This is a genomic window from Brevibacterium oceani (assembly GCF_013623835.1).
Lineage (GTDB): Bacteria > Actinomycetota > Actinomycetes > Actinomycetales > Brevibacteriaceae > Brevibacterium > Brevibacterium oceani.
The window spans coordinates 1-18497 of record NZ_JABKDE010000006.1; the positions used below are offsets into that span (position 1 = coordinate 1).

The window sequence follows — 18497 nt, forward strand, 5'->3', positions numbered from 1 at the left end:
GCCTGGGCATGGATGACGAGCTCGACGGCACGAGCCTTGAGTTCGTCGGTGTATTTCACTGGCAAGAGAGAATCTCCTTCTTCCAATCTCCCTGCCTCTATTATCCCCGGGGCGATTCACCCGCCGCAACGACCGCCGCCTACGGGCCGGCAAGGACTGGGTGCGTAACGGTGACACCTGGACCATCACCGGCGTCCGCGACGACGGCTCGGTCACCATCCGCAAGACCGGCCGCCGGTTCGGCGGCTCCATCGTCCTCCCCGCCTCCTATGTGGCCGATCACGTCGATCTGGGCTACGCGGTCACCGCACATAGGGCGCAGGGCCTCACTGTCGATACCGCCCACGTCCTGGTGGAACCGACCACCACGCGGGAGAACCTCTACGTCGCGATGACCCGCGGCAAGCACGCCAACCGGGCCTACGTGATCCTCGACCGGGCCGACGAGCACGCCCACCCGCATCCAGGTGACAACCCCGACGCCACCGGTAGGTCCGTGCTGCTCGGTGTTCTCCAGCACGTCGGGGCCGAGCTATCCGCGCACGAGACCATCACCGCCGAACAAGAACACTGGGGCTCAATCGCTCAGCTCGCCGCCGAGTACGAGACCATCGCCGCGGCAGCACAACACGACCGCTGGGCCACCCTCGTACGGTCCTCCGGACTCACCTCTGAGCAAGCCGACGCCGCGATCGAGTCCGAGGCGTTCGGCGCGCTCACCGCCGAACTCCGCCGCTCGGAGGCGAACCACCATGACGTGGATCGCCTGTTCCCGCGGCTGGTCGCCGCGCGCGGGTTCACCGATGCCGACGACATCGCCTCCGTCCTGCACTACCGGGTCGCGCGTGCCACCGCGCGCCCGGCCGGCTCGGGTCGCACCCGTAAGGCGCCACGGCTGATCGCCGGACTCATTCCAGCCGCCGACGGTCCAATGGCCGACGACATGCGCCACGCGCTCGATGAGCGACAGGGACTGATCGAGACCCGCGCTGACGCCGTGCTCGACACCGCCCGCGATGCCGGCGAGACCTGGACCAAACCACTTGGCCAGCGACCCAGCGACCCGCGCAAGGCAGCGGCATGGCGACGGCACGCCCGCACCGTCGCCGCCTACCGCGACCGGTACGGCATCACCGAGGACACGCCCATCGGCACCACACCAGAGACGACGGCGCAGCAGGTCGACGCCTCTCGTGCTCGCACTGCACTGGAACACGCACGCGCTCTCGTTGTGCGCGCCGAAGATGTCCCGAGCCCCGCACGACAATCCGATTCGATCGTCCGGCATCTCTAGGATGGGTCCTCACGCGTCAGTCGCGTGACGCCCCCCGCCACGGGTTATGAGGCTGGCCGCCCGTGTCGGACGCGGATGCTGACCTCCTGAGCCGCGGCAGCGTCACATGAGATCCTTGGTATGAGGTTGTTCACGGAGGAGTGAGGCTATGGCCAGTGGGTTCAAGATCAACAAGCAGGGGATTCGCAAGATGACCCGTGAGATCGAACGTGAGTTCGCGAAGAACCCTGTCAAGGTTCCGCTTGAGGCTGACCCCCGGGCGGTCTCGCTACCGGCAGCGACCACCGTGCACAACTACCACGGTCCTGTGGTGACCGTCAGCGGTGACCACGCGCAGATTGCGTGGGGCGACGGGGAGGTGCATCAGACGCAGAATCGGGTCGAGCAAGTTGCGCCGGGGTATGAGGAGTTGGCTCGGCTCGTGACCGATCTGCTGGCCAACCTGCCCACCTTCAGTCTCGACGAAGCCGACGAAGCTGAGATCCGTTCCAACGCGGAGACCGTGCTCAACGAGGTCACCAAGGTCGAGCCAGATCAGGGCGTCATCAAGCGTGGATTGACGATGCTCAAGGGCATCCTTGCTCCGGTAGGCGCTGGCCTAGGTAGGGCAGTGACAGAGGAGTCAGCAGAGGCCGCTCGTGAGGTCATTGAGGGCCTGGGTGACGCCCTGCCGTTTTGAAGCGGCAGACCTGGCTGGAGGTGCTTACGGATGACTGATCTCGCGGAGGCGCAGGGGTCGATCTGGCGGCGGTGGGATCCGCATATCCATACCCCTGGCACTGTTCTGAACAACCAGTTCGGACAAGATGACTGGGGCGCGTACCTGACTCGAATCGAGACGAGCGAGCCGCCTATCGAAGTTCTTGGGGTAACCGACTATTGCAGTCTGGATAGGTACGAGGAGTTGCTCGGCCATGTCGAGGGGGGTCGGCTCCCGGGAGTTCCGTTCATCTTCCCGAACGTCGAGTTGCGTCTACCGGTCGAGACTGCTAGCAAGAAGCCGGTCAATATCCACCTGCTGATCTCGCCTGAGGACGCTGAACACATTGATCGGGCGCGAGGATTTCTGCGGGGTCTCAAGTTTGACTATCAGGGCGAGCAGTACGCATGTGATCGGACTGATCTCATTCGACTTGGTAAGAAGCACAAACCAGAAATCGCCGACGACCATGCGGCCCTCGAAGCTGGCACGAACCAGTTCAAGGTGACGCCAGAAGCGCTGAAGACTGCCCTGAAATCAAGCACTTGGGCGCAAGAGAACATCATCATCGCGGTTGCTGGCGGTAGTAACGACGGGACGTCCGGTCTTCGAAGCGATGATGCGTCGATGGAGGCGACACGGGTCGAGATTGAGCGAATGTCCAGCGTCATCTTCTCTAGTCAACCGAACCAGAGAAAATTCTGGCTGGGAGAAGGAGCCGCAAGCGAAGAACAGCTTGAAAGCAAGTGGGGCGGTAGAAAAGCCTGTTTGCACGGCAGTGATGCCCATGAGCTTTCGAAGGTTGGAGCGCCCGCCGAACTCCGCTACACCTGGATCAAGGGTGACCCGACTTTCGAATCGCTACGCCAAGCGTGCATCGAACCTGGCGAGCGAGTGTTCGTCGGCGAAACGCCACCAGACGGGGCGCTCGATTATCGAACGATCCAGTCGATCACCGTGGCCGACGCGGATTGGCTCGCAACTCCGAGGCTCCCGCTGAACCGCGGCCTTGTAGCCATCATCGGGGCGCGAGGATCAGGAAAGACTGCCCTCGCCGATCTGATCGCTGCTGCCTCTGACGCCTCAACTGCTGAACGAACCAGCAACCAGTCATTTCTGCATCGCGCTGAAAGCCATATTCGGGGCTCCACCGTGACGCTCGGATGGGCGGACGGTGTCGACACGCAAGCGGCTCTTCCGCCTGCGGCTGTGTCCGATGACTTGCCGAAGGTTCAGTACCTCTCGCAACAGTTCGTTGAGCAGCTCTGCTCCTCAGAGGGAATCACCGACGAGCTTCTGGCCGAAGTCGAACGCGTGATCTTCGAGGCCCACCCGCACGAGTCACGTCTTGGCGCCTCCAGTTTCCGTGAACTACTTGACCTCAAGGCCGCGCCAGGTCGACTCAAACGGCAACGCGCTAACGAGGACATGGACAGCATCGCCCGTCGAATCGAAGAAGAGCGGGAGTCGGTGGCGGGTCTAGCCGGCCTCAAGACCAAGCTCGGACAACTTGAGACATCGGTCAAGGCCGACAAAGATGCCCGACAGGGCCTGCTTCGTCGCGGTGGCGAGGAGCGCTCACAGCGTCTCACTGAGATCAACACGGCCCTCGCAACAGCTCAATCCAAGGTCGACGCGCTTAGCCGAAAGCAACAGGCCCTTGACTCCTTGAAGGCCGAGGTCGACAACCTCAAGAATCGTCGTCTTCCCACTATCAAGAGCGAACTACTGGCGAACCACGTCAACGCAGGTATTGATGACAGTGAGTGGGTCGAGTTTGACTTGCAGTTCAAGGGGAACCCGGACAGTGTTCTTGAACGCCACACCACGTCCACGAAAGCCGAAATCGACAAGCTCAACGGTCCTGCGATCGCGAGACCGACAGTACCTGTCCAGGAAGTCCCGGCATTCCTCGACGACAAAGTGACTCTGTCGGAGGCGACACTTCACGCCCTAAGAGCTGAGGCCTGGAGGCTTGGAGAGCTTATAGGCCTGGATGCTGCGCGAGCCCGACAGCTCAATGATCTGAACGGCAAGATCACGCAGGCCGAAGGCCAGATCGAGAGCCTTAAGAAAGCCATCGCCGCCGCAGAGGGGGCATCCGGCCGAATCAAGTTGCTGATGGAACAGCGCAAGAACGCCTACGCATCACTCTTCGACGGGTTCGCCGAAGAACAGGCCAACCTGGCTGAACTGTATGCGCCTCTGAGCAAGATTCTTAGCGAGCAAGAGGGCGCGCTGGGGAAACTGGCGTTCACAGTGCGGCGAGTCGTCGACGCCGACTCCTGGGCTCGCCGTGGAGAGAACCTGCTCGATCTTCGAACAGCCGGCCGGTTCCGCGGACACGGCGAACTCTTGAAAGTTGTCCAAGACAAGCTACTCGAAGCATGGACGACCGGAAGCAGCACGGACGTTGCATCAGCAATGACGGCGTTCCGAGATGCCCATGATGGTGACATCGTCCAACACGCGCGTGCTCCCAGGAGTGATCAGGCTGCGTACCGCTCATGGGGTGCAGAGGTTGCCGCGTGGCTCAACAGCACCGATCACGTCAGTATCCAGTACGGCGTTCAGTACGACAGCGTTGACATCGAGCAACTGTCGCCCGGCACCCGCGGTATCGTCCTGCTCCTGCTCTACCTGTCAGTCGATGCTCTCGATGATCGACCTTTGATCATCGACCAGCCCGAGGAGAACCTCGACCCGAAGTCGATCTTCGATGAACTCGTACACAGATTCCGGTCCGCGAGACTCCGCCGCCAAATCATTATCGTGACCCACAATGCAAACCTCGTCGTAAACACCGACGCCGATCAAGTCATCGTGGCCAACGCTGGCGCCCACCGACCAGGACAACTACCCGAGATTACCTACAAGACTGGCGGCCTAGAGAATCAGCAGATCCGCGAGCAGGTCTGCGAAATTCTTGAAGGTGGTAAGCGCGCCTTCGAGGAGCGCGCCCGACGGCTACGATTCAAGCTCTGATACGGGTCGGGTGTTGTACTCGAGGCAGTGAGGCGCGGCTGTTCCTTGGGAGGATGCCCGGAACTCTTCAGGTGACGGGTCGCTGTACTGGTCGCGAAAGTAGCGGCGTCCGTCAGTGATCGAGGGGTCATGTTCGAGCGCATGTGTCATGAAGGCGAGGCGTCGCTTCTTACCGGGGGGCTGCGCTCGCGTGCGGAGGACGGGAGCATGCTGTCGAGCGCAGCGAGTCACTCCCGGTGTCCTTCCCAAGATCGGGTGTCGGGCGTAGACTTGGCCCTGAGGCGGATTTCTCCTCTGTAGCGCGCCGCTCGCGGCAGACCCTCGGGTCACTCTCCAACGCACTGCCTCACCAGATGCACTGTGCGATGGAGAGGAACAAGTGCCATGATCCGTTTGATCTGGGTCGCCAGCGTCCACACCCGCTGCTTCCTGCGGCGCTACATGCCCACCAATATCCTGCTGGATGTGATCCGCACCCGCCGTGGTTTGAAGTGGGGCATCCCGGCGATGCTACTTGCGATCCCGTACCTGCTGATCGCGAATGTCTGTGTCCAACTCGTCGAGGATGGTGCCCCCGGATGGCTCCACCTCGTAGTGCTGTGGGCGACCTGGAACATGCTCAAGATGCTCTGGATCGGGCCGGTCAGCGCTGTGCTCCTGATCCGCACCCGTGTCCGCGAGTCCGTCACCGCCCGTCGTGAGCGCGCCAGCTCGCCCGCCGAAGAGCGGGCCGTAGTGGACGCGATAGGTATCCGGTGAGGTGTGAGAACTCAGGCACCGACCCGGCGACGACCGCCAGGACGGATCGTCCCGCCGCACGCGATCGCCGCCGAGCGCACGGCCTCATTGCTGACTCCGAGTCGCGCGGCGACCTGAGCGAGCGCCATCCCACCCGCATAGAGCTGCGCGGCGTCCTGTCGGATGGCGTCCGGCAACTCCGGGCGACGCGCTGCCAAGCCCGCCTGCCGAGCTATCTCCCGCACGGTGCCACGATGCACGTTGAACCGCGTCGCCAGCTCCCGCACGGGCACGCCATCGGCGTACTCGGCGATCAGCTCGGCTCGATTGGAGACGCTCAAACGGGTTTGAGACTGACGCGAATTCTCACGCACGGGACCGCGCTCATCGGCGATCTGAGTGCCCCGAGTGCGCGGGCGACGAGCCCGAGAACCCCGTAGAACGCGGGAAATCAGCGATCCGAGCGGCTTCCGGGGGTTTGAGAAGCTGCTACGGAGGTCCACAGGACGAACGCCCTCCTTCGGGAGGGCGTTTTCGCATTCTCCTGCGCTCCAGAGCCGGGTGTACAGTCCTCAGAGTTCCGCGCTACGCGCCTGCGACGTCCGTGCGGATCGTCAGTATGGATGCCGCATCGCTGAGCGCCGTCACCGAGTGTCGCTGGGACGGGATCGCGATGAGATCGCCTTCGCTCAGCTCCCAGGAGTCGTCTGCGGTCGCCAATCGCACCTCTCCCCTGAGCACCTGAAGGGTCGCTTCGGGCGGAGAATCATGATCGGCGAGTTCTGAGCCCGCGGACAGCGTGAGCAGTGCCTGCCGCAGGTAGGCGCCGACGAAGATGCCCTTCGCTGCGCGGCCGCTGTGTGAGGCTCGCGCCTTGTCCAGCAGCTCCGTGCTCAGTGCTGTGAGGTTCAGTACGGTCTGGTCGTCTGTCATCGGTGCCCTCTTTCCTGAGTGTCTGCCTCATCGTTGCCGCAGGTGGGCGCGGCAGGTCGTCGCTGTGGCAAAGGGCACGAGTGAGTCGACGGTGCACGGAGACCGCGCGGCGTCGAGGAATCCGGTCATCAGTCCTCTATGGACGGCACACACCAACCGCCCGTAAGGGGCGAGGAATTCGCGCAGCGGGCAGTTGTGCAGATCGATCGCGGCGCCTTCGCCCGCACTCGGAGCGAAGCCTGACGATTCGAGTACAGCGAGCAGACCGGCAACGGCGTCGGTGCCCGTTCGGCCCGACCGCACGGCCTCGTCACTCCCCCACTGATGGCCCGCCTCCTCGGCCTCGGACTCCGGATCATCGCCCGCGGCGATGCGGGTCAGCAGTATCCGGGCGAGCAGATCTGCGCGGACACCCGTGGAGGTCTGCGTCGACGGCAGCCTGAAGCGCAGTTCTGGTCGACCCGGCGTCTGCGTCACCGACTGTTCGCGGACGACCGCGCCGCTGCGCTCGAGGACACCGAGGTGGAAGCGGATGGTGTTCGGATGGACGCCGAGGAGGTCGGCCAGTTCGACCGCAGATGCGCTGGTGCGTCCGCGCAGCGTTCGCACGATCTCCGAACGGCGCTCATGCCGCGGCGCCGTCCGGCTCCGTCTGGCAGCTGTCTCCGCAGCGTGGCCTCGATGCCAACGTCATCGCTCTCGGACCGGGCGGCGAGATCCGGGAGCATGTCGGCCCGAACCTCGACGTCCTCATCCACGTCCTCGCCGGCGCCGGCGCACTCGAGACGGAGACCGGCTCGATCGAACTGACTCCCGGTCGGATCGTGTGGCTGCCGTGTCGGTCACGCCGCCGCTTCATCGCCGACAGCGAGGAGGGGTTGCGGTATTTCTCCGTCCACCAGCGCAAACAGGGGCTGACGATCACCGCTCGCCCTTGAGCTGAATCGACGAACCCCACAGCACCGGCTCGTATCCGGTGACCTCGCGGAAGATCGCATCGAGGGCGAATCCGTCTTCGCGACGCTTCTCAGGTGTCACCGCTGCCATGAACGCATCGACATCGGCGTCGGTCGGCTGCGTCTTGTTCTCTGCCATGCGTCGAGTATGACACGTCTCACTCCCCCGCGGGGATCCACGCCGAACCGTCCTCGACGCGGTAGATGAGGTTCGTGCGGGTGTGCGCGACAGCCGGGTAGCGCGTGAGGTAGTCGAGAACGAAGGACTGCACGGCCTCGGTGTCGGTGGCGACGATGTGGAGCAGATAGTCGTCGGCCCCGGCCATGTGATACATCCGCACCACTCCGGGAAACTGCGGAGCCGCCGCGGTGAAGGCATCGATCTCCGCACGGTCGTGCTTGGCCAGACGGATCGAGATGAGCGCCTGCAGACCGACCCCCAGCGCTGCGGGGTCGACGTCGAGGTGGAACCCGCGGATAACGCCGAGGGACTTCAGACGCTTGAGTCGCAGCGAGACCGTCGACTCGGATATGCCCACTGCCGCAGCCAACGCCGCACCCGAGGCTCGCGCATCGGCGTTGAACTCACTCAGGAGGCTGAGGTCGGTGGCATCCATTGAGACGTTCTGCGACATGGCTCACAGTCTCCCATAGTCGATCGAAGATTCTCCATCTCGGCGATCGATGACTGCAGATCGTTGACATCTTCTTGCCGCGGTTCGGAGAACTGGATTGAATGTCGGTATGAACTCCCAGCATCCCGAAACCCGCATGGTCCACGGCGGAATGGACGGCCTCACCGAGGCGGGCGTCCACGTTCCCTCCATCGACCTGTCCACCACCAACCCGGTCAACGACATCCTCACGGGCGGCGATTCATATGAGAGCCTCGCCTCGGGACACCCGCTGGCCGACGGTGACTCAGCGGTGTACCAGCGACTCTGGCAGCCCGGTGTCGCCCGATTCGAGACCGCGCTTGCCGGCCTCGAGGGCGCCGAGGAGGCCGTGGCGTTCGCCACCGGTATGGCGGCTCTGACTGCGGCGCTGCTCGCGGCCGTGGATGCCGGCACACCGCACATCGTCGCGGTCCGCCCGCTCTACGGCGGCAGCGATCATCTCCTCGAATCCGGCCTTCTCGGCACCTCGGTGACGTAGGCCGCCGAGGACGACGTCGCCGATGCCGTCCAGCCAGACACAGGAATGGTCATCATCGAGACTCCGGCGAACCCGAGCCTCGATCTCGTCGACATCTCGGCCGTGGTCGCCGCGACCGGGAGCGTTCCGGTCCTCGTCGACAACACCTTCTGCACTCCGATGCTGCAACGTCCCCTCGCCCACGGGGCCGCCCTCGTCCTCCACAGCGCCACCAAGTACCTCGGCGGTCACGGCGATGCCATGGGCGGAATCATCGCGACGAACTCACAATGGGCGGCGCGGCTGCGCCGGGTCCGTGCGATCACGGGCGCGCTGCTCCACCCGATGGGCGCCTACCTGCTTCACCGCGGACTGCGGACACTGTCCGTGCGCATGCGCGCAGCCCAAGACACCGCCGCAGAACTCGCCCGGCGACTCCGCTCGAGGCCGGAGGTCGCGGCCGTGCACTACCCCGGCCTGTCCGGATCCGACACCCGCAGCCTCGTCGGCCGCCAGATGGACGGCGGCGGGGCGATGATCGGGATCGAACTCGCGGGCGGCTTCGCGGCGGCGACCACCTTCGTCGAACACTGCGAACTCATCGTCCACGCCGTCTCCCTCGGTGGGGTCGACACCCTCATCCAGCATCCAGCCTCACTGACCCACCGCCCGGTGGCCGCGACTGCGAAGCCCGGCGACTCTCTGGTCCGTCTCTCGGTCGGACTCGAACACGTCGACGACCTCGCCGGGGACCTGTTCGCCGCTCTCGACGCCATCGGCGCAGCGCCTTGAGAAACCGACCCTTGACCTTGACGCTGCGTCAACCTCTAGTGTTCTCGTCATGGACTGGTCCATTCAGGAAAAAGCACGGCTGACGGGAACGACGAGCCGAACTCTGCGTCACTACGACGCAATCGGCCTGCTGCCGGCGACATACATCGCCGCCAACGGCTATCGCTGCTACGACGAAGCTGCCCTGATGCGCCTGCAGCGCATCATGCTCTTCAAGGAGCTGGGGCTGCCGTTGGCTCGGATCGCCGAGGTGCTCGATCGCAGTGAGGACCCGATCGCAGCGCTCGAGCAGCACGTGCTCTCACTCGGACGCGAACGAGAGCGCATCGATCGGCAGATCGCCGCCGTCACCGCGACCATCACACGTTTGAAAGCAGGTGAGCCGCTCATGGCGGGAGAGATGTTCGATGGGTTCGACCATCGAGAGCACGAACAGGAAGTGACCGAAAGGTGGGGTGCCGAGGCGTATCGGCGCTCCGATGAGTGGTGGTCAGCGCTGAGCAATGAGCAGAAGACGGGCTGGAAGTCCCGCGTCGAGGCTCTGTCCCGCGATTGGATCGCCGCCGCCGAGGCGGGGGCCGGCCCCGAATCGGACCGGTGCCAGGACCTGGCCCGACGCCATATCGAATGGCTCAGCGCCGTGCCGGGCACTCCGGCGCATGACCCGAAAGGCGATCTCGCTGGTTATGTCCGCGGGCTCGGCCGGATGTACGTCGACGACCCCCGGTTCGGGGCGAACTACGGCGGGAGCGCCGGGGCCGAACTGGTCAGGGACTCACTCGACCATTACCTCGAGACCCACGGGCTCTGAGGCGACTCCTCTCGGATCTCCACGGCCTCAGGACAGCTCGGCCAGTGCCTGCCGGATCTTCTCGGCCGGTCCCTCCAGCTGTTCCGGGGTCTGCATCGGGGCGCGATCATTGATGTCGAAGTCATCCATCGAGTTCGTCGGCAGGGCGTGGATGTGCAGGTGAGGGACCTCGTAGCCGACAACGAGGAGTCCGATCCTCTCGCAGTCGAAGGCGTTCTTCTGTGCCTCGCCGATCCTCTTCGCCACGGCCATGAGATGGTCTAGCAGATCCTGATCGGCGTCGATCCAGTGGGAGATCTCCTCGCGCGGGACGACCATGACGTGACCCTCGGTCATCGGGGCGACGTCGAGGAAGGCGACGCACACATCGTCCTGGTGAACGAAGGTGCCGGGGATCTCACCGTCGATGATCTTCGTGAACAGCGTAGCCATGTGGGTCCTCCTGAACTCTCAGCGCAGAACCGTGATCCGAGCCCTGCGCGCTGGGGTCTGATGTCAGAGGCTGGAGAGTGCCGCGTCGAAGTCCGCGGAGAAGTTCCGAGTCTCGGTGCGGGCGACCTGCCTGCCACTGACGATCGTACCTGCCGGAGAGATGACGAAGACCCCGCGTTCGGCCACACCGTGGTGTGGGTCGAAGACGCCGAACGCTCGGGCAGCGGCGCCGTGCGGCCAGAAGTCCGACCCGAGCAGGACATCGGTGCCGGTCTGCTGAGACCACGCCGCAAGTGTGTATTTCGAATCCACGGACACGACGAGGACGCTGACGGCTTCCTCGGCCCGTCGCATCCGTGCCTGCCACTCATCGAGGGCGGCGAGTTCGTCGCCGCAGATCGGCGAGAAGGCGAACGGGACGAATGCGAGCACGAGTGCGGACCTTTCGGTCGCCTCGGCGAGGGTGATCACCGATCCGTGCTGATCGGGAAGTGAGAGATCCGGGGCCCGGTCACCGGGCCGGAGGATCATGAATAGTTCTTCTTGCCCACGAGCCGGAACCCGGCCCAGTCGTCGGCGGCGCTGACGGTCGAAGTCACATGCATGCCGGCAGTGGGCGCCGCCTCGGAGATATCGGCCGGGGTGATATGACCGGGGCGATTGGCCTTCGGGCTGAGCAGCCAGACGACTCCGCCCTCCTTGAGGGTGGCCTGGGCATCGACGAGGCCGTCGATGAGGTCATCGTCGTCCGATCTCCACCACATGAGGATCACGTCGTAGACATCGTCCTCTTCGCCGTCTGCGATCTTATCGCCGATGATGGTCTCGATCGCCTCACAGAGCGCCTGGTCGACATCGTCGTCATAGCCGATCTCTTGCACATAGTCGCCCTTGCTCAGCCCGAGGTTGTGTCCCAGCTCGGCTGCAAGGGTCGAAGTGGAGGATGTCCTTTCAGAAGCGGAGTTGCTCATGCCTGTATTGTTCCGCCAACTGAGGTCAAGGTGCAAATGTCGGCGCGTCTGCCGATCGCAATCACGACCAAACCGCATCGAAGCACGCGATTGCGTCAGGCAGATCACAAGAGATCGGCAGAGCGAACTCTGCCCGCGCGTACTAGGCTGATGGCAGTATCGGGTGGACCCTGGGCTCAGACATCCTGCGAACCACACTCCATCTGATCGACATGATCTCTACACCAACGAAGATCGTGGAGCTGAAGAGAGGACCACATCGTGGACAATCGGAATCAGGGCGGACCCATCCTCAACGGGCTGCCCAGCCAGGTGCCTGACGTCGACCCGGAGGAGACCGAGGAATGGCTGGCCTCCCTCGACGGCCTCATCGACGAGAACGGTCGCTCCCGGGCCCGCTACGTCATGCTGCGCCTGCTCGAGCGCTCGCGCCAGAAGCAGATCGGGGTTCCCAGCCTCACCGCCACCGACTATGTCAACACCATCGGTCCGGAGAACGAACCCTGGTTCCCCGGTGACGAAGAGGTCGAACGTCGCTACCGTCGCTGGAACCGCTGGAACGCCGCCATGCTCGTCCATCGCGCCCAGCGACCGGGCGTCGAGGTCGGGGGCCACATCTCGACCTATGCCTCCTCGGCCACCCTGTACGAAGTCGGCCTCAACCACTTCTTCCGCGGCAAGGATCATCCAGGCGGCGGCGACCACATCTTCTATCAGGGCCATGCCTCCCCCGGCATGTACGCTCGCGCCTTCCTCGAGGGGCGGATGACCGCCGATCAGCTCGACGGCTTCCGCCAGCAGCAGTCGCACTTCATCGACGGCAAGCCCCAGGGCCTGCCCTCCTACCCGCATCCGCATCAGCTGCCGGACTTCTGGGAGCACCCGACCGTATCAATGGGTCTGGGGCCCATGAATGCGATCTCCCAGGCCCAGTTCGACAAGTACCTGCACAACCGCGGTATCAAGGACACCTCTCAGCAGCAGACGTGGGCCTTCCTCGGCGACGGTGAGCTCGATGAACCCGAGAGCCGCGGTATGCTCCACGTCGCCGCGTTCGAGGAGCTCGACAACCTCAACTTCGTCATCAACTGCAACCTGCAGCGTCTCGACGGGCCCGTCCGCGGCAACGGCAAGATCATGCAGGAACTCGAGTCCTACTTCCGCGGCGCCGGGTGGAACGTCATCAAGGTCGTCTGGGGCCGCGAATGGGATGCCCTGCTGGCCAAGGACCGCGACGGCGCTCTGGTCAACCTCATGAACGTCACACCCGACGGCGACTACCAGACCTACAAGGGCGAGTCCGGCGGATTCGTCCGTGACAACTTCTTCGGCCGCGACCCGCGGACGAAGGCGATGGTCGAGAACTACAGCGACGAGCAGATCTGGAACCTCAAGCGCGGCGGACATGACTACCGCAAGGTCTATGCCGCGTACAGGGCCGCCATGGAGCACACCGGACAGCCGACCGTGATCCTCGTCAAGACGGTCAAGGGCTACTCGCTCGGACCGCATTTCGAGGCTCGCAACGCGACCCACCAGATGAAGAAGATGACGGTCGAGGACCTCAAGCTCGCCCGCGACCACTTCCAGATCCCGATCTCGGATAAGGATCTCGAGGAGAACCCGAAGCTTCCCCCGTACTACCACCCGGGAGTCGACGCTCCGGAGATCAAGTACATGCAGGAGCGTCGCGCGGCCCTCGGCGGGTACTCCCCCGAGCGTCGCAGCACTCACATCGATCTCAAGATGCCCTCCGAGAAGGCGTTCGAGGCCGGTCGTCGCGGCTCGGGCAAACAGCAGATCGCGACCACGATGGGCTTCGTGCGCATCCTCAAGGACCTCATGCGGGAGAAGGAGTTCGGTCACCGGATCGTCCCGATCATCCCGGACGAGGCCCGCACCTTCGGCATGGACTCGTTCTTCCCGACGGCGAAGATCTACAACCCGCACGGTCAGAACTACATCTCCGTGGACCGGGACCTGTTCCTCGCCTATAAAGAGGCCACGGACGGTCAGCTGCTGCACGTGGGCATCAACGAGGCCGGTGCGACCGCCGCGCTGACGGCCGTGGGCACGTCCTACGCCACCCACGGCGAGCCGATGATCCCGTTCTACATCTTCTACTCGATGTTCGGCTTCCAGCGCACGGGAGACTTCTTCTGGGCCGCCGGCGATCAGATGGCCCGCGGCTTCGTCCTCGGGGCGACGGCCGGACGCACCACCCTTGTGGCCGAGGGGCTGCAGCACGGTGACGGACACTCGCACCTGCTCGCCTCGACGTACCCGTCGGTCGTCTCCTACGACCCGGCGTACAGCTACGAGATCGCCCATATCGTCAAGGACGGCATCCACCGGATGTACGATCCCGCCGATGAGCGCGACCCGAACGTGCTCTACTACATCACGATGTACAACGAGCCGATGGTGCAGCCGACCGAACCGGAGGACTTCGACGTCGACGGTGTCCTCAAGGGTCTCTACCTGCTCAAGAAGGGACCCGACAACGGCGGACCGAAGGTCCAGCTGATGGCTTCGGGCGTCGGTGTGCCGTGGGTCCTCGAGGCCCAGGAGCTGCTGGATCAGGACTGGGGAGTCTCTGCCGATGTGTGGTCGGTGACCTCGTGGACCGAGCTCCGTCGCGACGGACTGGATGCGGAGAACGACCGGCTGAAGAACCCCGAGGCCGAACCGCGCGTGCCCTATGTCACGGCGAAGATGGCCGAGGCCGAAGGCCCCGTCATCGCGACCTCGGACTACATGCGCGCCGTTCCCGACCAGATCCGCCAGTACGTGCCCAGCCACTTCACCTCTCTGGGCACCGACGGCTATGCGATCTCGGATACCCGTCCGGCCGCCCGCCGCTACTACCTCGTCGATGGGCCGTCGGTGGTCACCCAGGCCCTCCTCTCTTTGGCCGACACCGGTGCGGTGCCGAAGGAGAAGGCCGCCGAGGCGGCGCAGAAGTATCAGCTCGACGACGTCCGCGCGGGCTCCTCGGGGTCGACCGAGGGGGCAGGGGCCTGATCCCCTGACAGTTCTCGAGAGCTGAGCTCGACCAGGGCCGGAGAATATGGCCGGAGCCTCAAAAGCTCCGGCCATATTTGTACCAAAGTAGAAGAGTTTGTATGTCGCTGACAACCAACTTGTGACAGTTCGTCTAAGGTGGTGGCCATGATGTCCGATTCCGAGACCCTGCGCCGTCGCGCCGAAACCGCCCGCCGACTGCGCGCCGGAGTAGGAGTCCTGTCCTCGGTGACCCTGCAGCGCCTCGAGACCCAGCTGCCCTGGTACCGCACGATGTCCTCCTCCGACCGATCGTGGGTGGGAGTCCTCGCCCAGTCGGGAATCTCCTCGTTCATCGACTGGTACCGCAAGCCCGATACGAACCTGCGAGTGGTCTCCGACATCTTCAAGAACGCACCCCGGGACCTCATCCGCGCCATCAGTCTCCAGCAGACGCTGCAGCTGCTCAAGACCGTCGTCGAGGTTGTCGAGGAACGCGTGCCCGACATCGCCCGACCGGCCGAACAGTCCGCTCTGCGCGAGGCCGTGCTCATCTACTCCCGCGAGGTCGCCTTCGCCGCAGCTGACGTCTACGCCCGGGCCGCTGAGGCTCGCGGGAGTTGGGATGCGCGGCTGGAAGCCATGGTCATCGACGCCCTCGTACGCGGAGACTCCGTCGATGAGCTCGCCAGCCGCACCGCAGCCTTCGGCTGGCAGTCCGACGGTCCGGTCTGCGTCATCGTCGGCCGAGCTCCCCAGCGATCGGCGAAGAAAGGCCTCGAAGCCGTCAGACGCAAGTGCCGCCGCTGGGCCGATGACGCCCTCGTCGGAATCCACGACAATCGGCTGCTCATCGTCCTCGGCGGGGTCACCGAACTCGACGCCGCCGTCGAGGACCTCTCCGACTGCTTCGGCCCTTCCGAGGTCATCGTCGGACCGACGGTTCCGGCCCTCGCCGAGGCGGCCACCTCGGCGAAGGCCGCGATCCGGGCGCTCAAGGCCGCAACCGCACGTCCTGACTCCCCACGGCCGGTCAAGGCCGATGATCTGCTGCCCGAACGCGCCCTGTCCGGTGACTCGATGGCGCTGAGCGAGCTCATCGCCCGCTACTACGAGCCGCTCACCTCGGGGACGGGACAGCTGCTCAAGACCGTCAGCGCCTACGTCGAGTTCGGCGCCTCCCTCGAAGCCACGGCGAAGGCCCTGTCCGTACATCCGAACACCGTGCGCTACCGCCTGCGGAAGATCACGGACGCGATCGGGCTCGATCCGACGACGTCGCGCGATGCCTTCGTCATCCACATCGCATTGGTGTACGGACGACTGTCAGAGGACGGCCTATTGTCGAACACCGACAAAACTCCTTGACCCCGCCGCTGTGTCCACTAGATTGATCTGCGAAACCCAACGAAAAGAGAACTGAGTGCTAGCAATCACCTGCCCGGGCCAGGGCGCCCAGAAATCCGGATTCTTAAGCTCCTTCCTCGAACTCGAGACCTTCTCCGCCCAGATCGACGAACTCGAGGCCGCCTCGGGGATCGATCTGCGTCTGCACGGAACGGAATCCGATGACGAGACCATCAAGGACACCGCGCTGGCTCAGCCTCTCCTCGTCGCCTCGGCGATCGCCTGCGCCGCTGAACTCGGTGTGACACCCGCCGTCGTCGCCGGACATTCGGTCGGCGAGATCGCCGCGGCACAGCTCGCCGGAATCTTCACCTCGGCCGACGCCATGTCCTTCGTGTCGGTGCGTGCGAACGGAATGGCCTCGGCCGCCGCTGCCACCCCCACCGGCATGTCCGCCGTCGTCGGCGGAGTGCCCGAGGATGTGCTCGCCGCCATCGAGGCCGCCGGGGCCAGCCCCGCCAACGTCAACGGCGGAGGGCAGACCGTCGCCGCCGGTTCCCGCGAAGCCCTGGATGCGCTGGCGGAGAATGCACCGGAACGAGCACGAGTCATCCCGCTGCCCGTCGCCGGGGCCTTCCACACCGAGTACATGGCTCCGGCCACCGAAGCACTCGCGGCCACCGCCGAAGCGCTCGAAGTCTCCGACCCGCAGGTGCGCATCCTCACCAACTCGGACGGCTCGGCCGTTGCCGCCGGCCGTGACTACGTCGATCTGCTCGTCAAACAGGTCACCAACCCAGTGCGCTGGGACCTGTGCCAGGAGACCCTCCTGGCACAGGGCGTGACCGGAATGATCGAACTCGTTCCCGGGGGCACACTGACCGGAATCGCTCGCCGCGCCATGAAGGGCGTGGAGACATTCGCCATCAAATCAGCCGCCGACCTCGACGGCGCGCGTGAGTTCGCGGCAGCCCACGCCTGAGCATCGAAGGACACCAGTCATGCCAACACTGAAGACAGCCGAGCCCGCACGGTTCTCCCGCATCGCGGGAATCGGTGCCTATCGCGCCGAGAACCTCGTCACGAACGACGACATCGCCGGGCCGATCAACTCCTCCGACGAATGGATCCGCCAGCGCACCGGAATCGTCACGCGTCGCCGTGCGAGCAAAGACGTCGGCGTGCTCGACATGTGCGAGGAGGCGGCTCTCGAGGCCATCGCCTCCTCCGGCCTCAAGCCCGAGGACATCGGCGGGATCATCATCTCCACCGTCACCTTCCCGTACTTCACCCCGTCAGCGGCCGCCGCGCTCACCGACCGCCTCGGCACAGGCCCGGTTCCCGCTTGGGACATCAGCGCCGCCTGCGCGGGATACTGCTACGGAATCTCTCAGGCCGATGCGCTGGTGCGTGCCGGGACGATGGACAACGTGCTCGTCATCGGTGCGGAGAAGCTCTCGGACGTCATCGATCCCGAGGACCGTTCGATCTCGTTCATCCTCGGTGACGGTGCGGGCGCCGTGGTGGTCACCTCATCGGACGAACCGGGCATCTCGAAGACCGTCTGGGGATCGAAGGGTGAGAACTGGTCGACGATCCGCATGACCGACTCCCTGATGGACATCCGCGACAACCGGGAGCTGCCGTTCCCCACTCTGCGTCAGGACGGACCGACCGTCTTCCGCTGGGCCGTCTGGGACGGCGCCGAGGTGGCCAAGGAAGCGCTCGCGGCCTCCGGCGTCGAAGCGAGCGATCTCGCCGCCTTCATCCCCCACCAGGCGAACATGCGCATCATCGACGAACTCGCCAAGCAGCTGAAACTGCCCGAGTCCGTCGTCATCGCACGTGATATCGCCGACAACGGGAACACCTCGGCGGCGTCGATTCCGCTCGCCACCGAGCGGCTCCTGCGCGAGCAGCCCGAACTCAGCGGGGGCTTGGCACTGCAGATGGGCTTCGGAGCGGGACTCGTCTACGGTGCACAGGTCGTGCGCCTGCCCTGAGACACACCATTCACGGAAAACTCTCCGTGAATGTCTTAAGATATTCGGCGGGACACTCGTCGAATAGTTCCTCAAGCGGCCGAAAGACCCTCGGCCGGAATCAGAAAGTAGGAAAGAAATGGCATTCACCGAAGCTGAAGTCCTCGCTGGGCTCGCAGAGATCGTCAACGAAGAGACCGGCCTGGCTGTCGAGGCAGTCGAAGCCAACAAGTCGTTCACCGACGACCTCGACATCGACTCCATCTCGATGATGACCATCGTCGTCAACGCCGAGAAGAAGTTCGGAGTCAAGATCCCCGATGACGACGTCAAGGACCTCGTCACCGTTCAGGACGCTGTTGACTACATCAACAAGGCTCAGGAAGCCTGAACCACGCACCCGAACACGGCCCGTCCAC

At 64.5% G+C, this 18497-nt stretch carries 18 protein-coding genes and 2 pseudogenes; 12 read left to right on the forward strand and 8 right to left on the reverse strand.

Translation table 11 applies throughout. From position 1 onward, the window contains the following. Nucleotides 1-118: 118 nt before the first annotated feature. The 4 genes and pseudogenes from HK401_RS13545 to HK401_RS13560 all read left to right on the forward strand — a co-directional run. A pseudogene (locus HK401_RS13545) lies at nucleotides 119-1294 on the forward strand (MobF family relaxase); the annotation flags it as partial. 148 nt (nucleotides 1295-1442) lie between these two features. Continuing rightward, nucleotides 1443-1973, forward strand: a complete 531-nt coding sequence (locus tag HK401_RS13550; protein WP_181275213.1) for a hypothetical protein — start codon at nucleotides 1443-1445, stop codon at nucleotides 1971-1973. Between the two features lie 30 nt (nucleotides 1974-2003). Continuing rightward, entirely contained in the window at nucleotides 2004-4979 is a 2976-nt protein-coding gene (locus HK401_RS13555) for a TrlF family AAA-like ATPase (RefSeq protein WP_181275214.1), read from the forward strand. Between the two features lie 384 nt (nucleotides 4980-5363). Further along, nucleotides 5364-5738, forward strand: a complete 375-nt coding sequence (locus tag HK401_RS13560; RefSeq protein WP_181275215.1) for a hypothetical protein — start codon at nucleotides 5364-5366, stop codon at nucleotides 5736-5738. An 11-nt stretch (nucleotides 5739-5749) separates the two neighbouring features. Here the strand turns inward: HK401_RS13560 and HK401_RS13565 are convergent, their stop codons facing one another. The 3 genes from HK401_RS13565 to HK401_RS13575 form a co-directional block, all read right to left on the reverse strand. Continuing rightward, entirely contained in the window at nucleotides 5750-6058 is a 309-nt protein-coding gene (locus HK401_RS13565) for a helix-turn-helix domain-containing protein (protein WP_181275216.1), read from the reverse strand. A 244-nt stretch (nucleotides 6059-6302) separates the two neighbouring features. Beyond that, nucleotides 6303-6650: a cupin domain-containing protein gene (locus HK401_RS13570; protein WP_181275217.1), complete on the reverse strand. Its 348-nt coding sequence runs from the start codon at nucleotides 6648-6650 to the stop codon at nucleotides 6303-6305. Nucleotides 6651-6677: 27 nt separating this feature from the next. Then, complete coding sequence (locus HK401_RS13575; RefSeq protein WP_181275218.1) at nucleotides 6678-7259, reverse strand: helix-turn-helix transcriptional regulator; 582 nt, start codon at nucleotides 7257-7259, stop codon at nucleotides 6678-6680. Here HK401_RS13575 and HK401_RS13580 point away from each other — a divergent pair. Continuing rightward, entirely contained in the window at nucleotides 7229-7588 is a 360-nt protein-coding gene (locus HK401_RS13580; RefSeq protein WP_181275219.1) for a cupin domain-containing protein, read from the forward strand. The genes HK401_RS13575 and HK401_RS13580 overlap by 31 nt on opposite strands. Here the strand turns inward: HK401_RS13580 and HK401_RS13585 are convergent. Together HK401_RS13585 and HK401_RS13590 are read right to left on the reverse strand one after the other, a co-directional pair. Continuing rightward, nucleotides 7572-7745 carry a hypothetical protein gene (locus HK401_RS13585; RefSeq protein WP_181275220.1) on the reverse strand — a complete coding sequence of 58 codons (174 nt, stop codon included), beginning with the start codon at nucleotides 7743-7745 and terminating at the stop codon, nucleotides 7572-7574. The two genes, HK401_RS13580 and HK401_RS13585, sit on opposite strands and share 17 nt — an antisense overlap. A gap of 19 nt (nucleotides 7746-7764) precedes the next feature. Then, nucleotides 7765-8241, reverse strand: coding sequence for an Lrp/AsnC family transcriptional regulator (locus tag HK401_RS13590; RefSeq protein ID WP_181275221.1), 477 nt, complete (start codon nucleotides 8239-8241; stop codon nucleotides 7765-7767). 109 nt (nucleotides 8242-8350) lie between these two features. Here HK401_RS13590 and HK401_RS13595 point away from each other — a divergent pair. Next, nucleotides 8351-9532, forward strand: a pseudogene (locus HK401_RS13595) (L-methionine gamma-lyase). Nucleotides 9533-9581: 49 nt separating this feature from the next. Continuing rightward, nucleotides 9582-10343 carry a MerR family transcriptional regulator gene (locus HK401_RS13600; RefSeq protein ID WP_181275222.1) on the forward strand — a complete coding sequence of 254 codons (762 nt, stop codon included), beginning with the start codon at nucleotides 9582-9584 and terminating at the stop codon, nucleotides 10341-10343. A gap of 27 nt (nucleotides 10344-10370) precedes the next feature. On the opposite strand, the gene HK401_RS13605 is transcribed toward HK401_RS13600, so the two are convergent. The 3 genes from HK401_RS13605 to HK401_RS13615 all read right to left on the reverse strand — a co-directional run bounded on the left by HK401_RS13605 (nucleotide 10371) and on the right by HK401_RS13615 (nucleotide 11746). Next, nucleotides 10371-10775: an HIT family protein gene (locus HK401_RS13605; protein ID WP_181275223.1), complete on the reverse strand. Its 405-nt coding sequence runs from the start codon at nucleotides 10773-10775 to the stop codon at nucleotides 10371-10373. 63 nt (nucleotides 10776-10838) lie between these two features. Next, entirely contained in the window at nucleotides 10839-11306 is a 468-nt protein-coding gene (locus HK401_RS13610; protein ID WP_181275224.1) for a redoxin domain-containing protein, read from the reverse strand. Continuing rightward, nucleotides 11303-11746 (reverse strand): DUF3052 domain-containing protein, encoded by a 444-nt coding sequence (locus HK401_RS13615; protein WP_181275225.1) that lies wholly within the window; start codon nucleotides 11744-11746, stop codon nucleotides 11303-11305. Before HK401_RS13615 ends, HK401_RS13610 begins: the two co-directional genes overlap by 4 nt. 261 nt (nucleotides 11747-12007) lie before the next feature. On the opposite strand from HK401_RS13615, the gene aceE reads away from it, so the two are divergent. The 5 genes from aceE (at nucleotide 12008) to HK401_RS13640 (ending at nucleotide 18469) form a co-directional block, all read left to right on the forward strand. Then, complete coding sequence (gene aceE, locus HK401_RS13620) at nucleotides 12008-14770, forward strand: pyruvate dehydrogenase (acetyl-transferring), homodimeric type (RefSeq protein ID WP_181275226.1); 2763 nt, start codon at nucleotides 12008-12010, stop codon at nucleotides 14768-14770. Nucleotides 14771-14917: 147 nt separating this feature from the next. Then, nucleotides 14918-16117, forward strand: a complete 1200-nt coding sequence (locus tag HK401_RS13625; protein ID WP_181275227.1) for a PucR family transcriptional regulator — start codon at nucleotides 14918-14920, stop codon at nucleotides 16115-16117. A 55-nt stretch (nucleotides 16118-16172) separates the two neighbouring features. Next, complete coding sequence (locus tag HK401_RS13630) at nucleotides 16173-17078, forward strand: ACP S-malonyltransferase (RefSeq protein ID WP_181275228.1); 906 nt, start codon at nucleotides 16173-16175, stop codon at nucleotides 17076-17078. Between the two features lie 19 nt (nucleotides 17079-17097). Continuing rightward, nucleotides 17098-18099 (forward strand): beta-ketoacyl-ACP synthase III, encoded by a 1002-nt coding sequence (locus tag HK401_RS13635; RefSeq protein ID WP_181275229.1) that lies wholly within the window; start codon nucleotides 17098-17100, stop codon nucleotides 18097-18099. A 118-nt stretch (nucleotides 18100-18217) separates the two neighbouring features. Next, nucleotides 18218-18469: an acyl carrier protein gene (locus HK401_RS13640; RefSeq protein ID WP_009882400.1), complete on the forward strand. Its 252-nt coding sequence runs from the start codon at nucleotides 18218-18220 to the stop codon at nucleotides 18467-18469. Nucleotides 18470-18497: the final 28 nt, after the last annotated feature.

What these genes read in the sequence shown, in the direction of transcription:
- HK401_RS13550 (WP_181275213.1), top strand. Translation starts at nt 1,443, where the DNA reads ATGGCCAGTGGGTTCAAGATCAACAAGCAGGGGATTCGCAAGATGACC.
- HK401_RS13555 (WP_181275214.1), top strand. Translation starts at nt 2,004, where the DNA reads ATGACTGATCTCGCGGAGGCGCAGGGGTCGATCTGGCGGCGGTGGGAT.
- HK401_RS13560 (WP_181275215.1), top strand. Translation starts at nt 5,364, where the DNA reads ATGATCCGTTTGATCTGGGTCGCCAGCGTCCACACCCGCTGCTTCCTG.
- HK401_RS13570 (WP_181275217.1), bottom strand. Translation starts at nt 6,650, where the DNA reads ATGACAGACGACCAGACCGTACTGAACCTCACAGCACTGAGCACGGAG.
- HK401_RS13580 (WP_181275219.1), top strand. Translation starts at nt 7,229, where the DNA reads ATGCGCTGGTGCGTCCGCGCAGCGTTCGCACGATCTCCGAACGGCGCT.
- HK401_RS13585 (WP_181275220.1), bottom strand. Translation starts at nt 7,745, where the DNA reads ATGGCAGAGAACAAGACGCAGCCGACCGACGCCGATGTCGATGCGTTC.
- HK401_RS13590 (WP_181275221.1), bottom strand. Translation starts at nt 8,241, where the DNA reads ATGTCGCAGAACGTCTCAATGGATGCCACCGACCTCAGCCTCCTGAGT.
- HK401_RS13600 (WP_181275222.1), top strand. Translation starts at nt 9,582, where the DNA reads ATGGACTGGTCCATTCAGGAAAAAGCACGGCTGACGGGAACGACGAGC.
- HK401_RS13605 (WP_181275223.1), bottom strand. Translation starts at nt 10,775, where the DNA reads ATGGCTACGCTGTTCACGAAGATCATCGACGGTGAGATCCCCGGCACC.
- HK401_RS13610 (WP_181275224.1), bottom strand. Translation starts at nt 11,306, where the DNA reads ATGATCCTCCGGCCCGGTGACCGGGCCCCGGATCTCTCACTTCCCGAT.
- HK401_RS13615 (WP_181275225.1), bottom strand. Translation starts at nt 11,746, where the DNA reads ATGAGCAACTCCGCTTCTGAAAGGACATCCTCCACTTCGACCCTTGCA.
- HK401_RS13625 (WP_181275227.1), top strand. Translation starts at nt 14,918, where the DNA reads ATGATGTCCGATTCCGAGACCCTGCGCCGTCGCGCCGAAACCGCCCGC.
- HK401_RS13635 (WP_181275229.1), top strand. Translation starts at nt 17,098, where the DNA reads ATGCCAACACTGAAGACAGCCGAGCCCGCACGGTTCTCCCGCATCGCG.
- HK401_RS13640 (WP_009882400.1), top strand. Translation starts at nt 18,218, where the DNA reads ATGGCATTCACCGAAGCTGAAGTCCTCGCTGGGCTCGCAGAGATCGTC.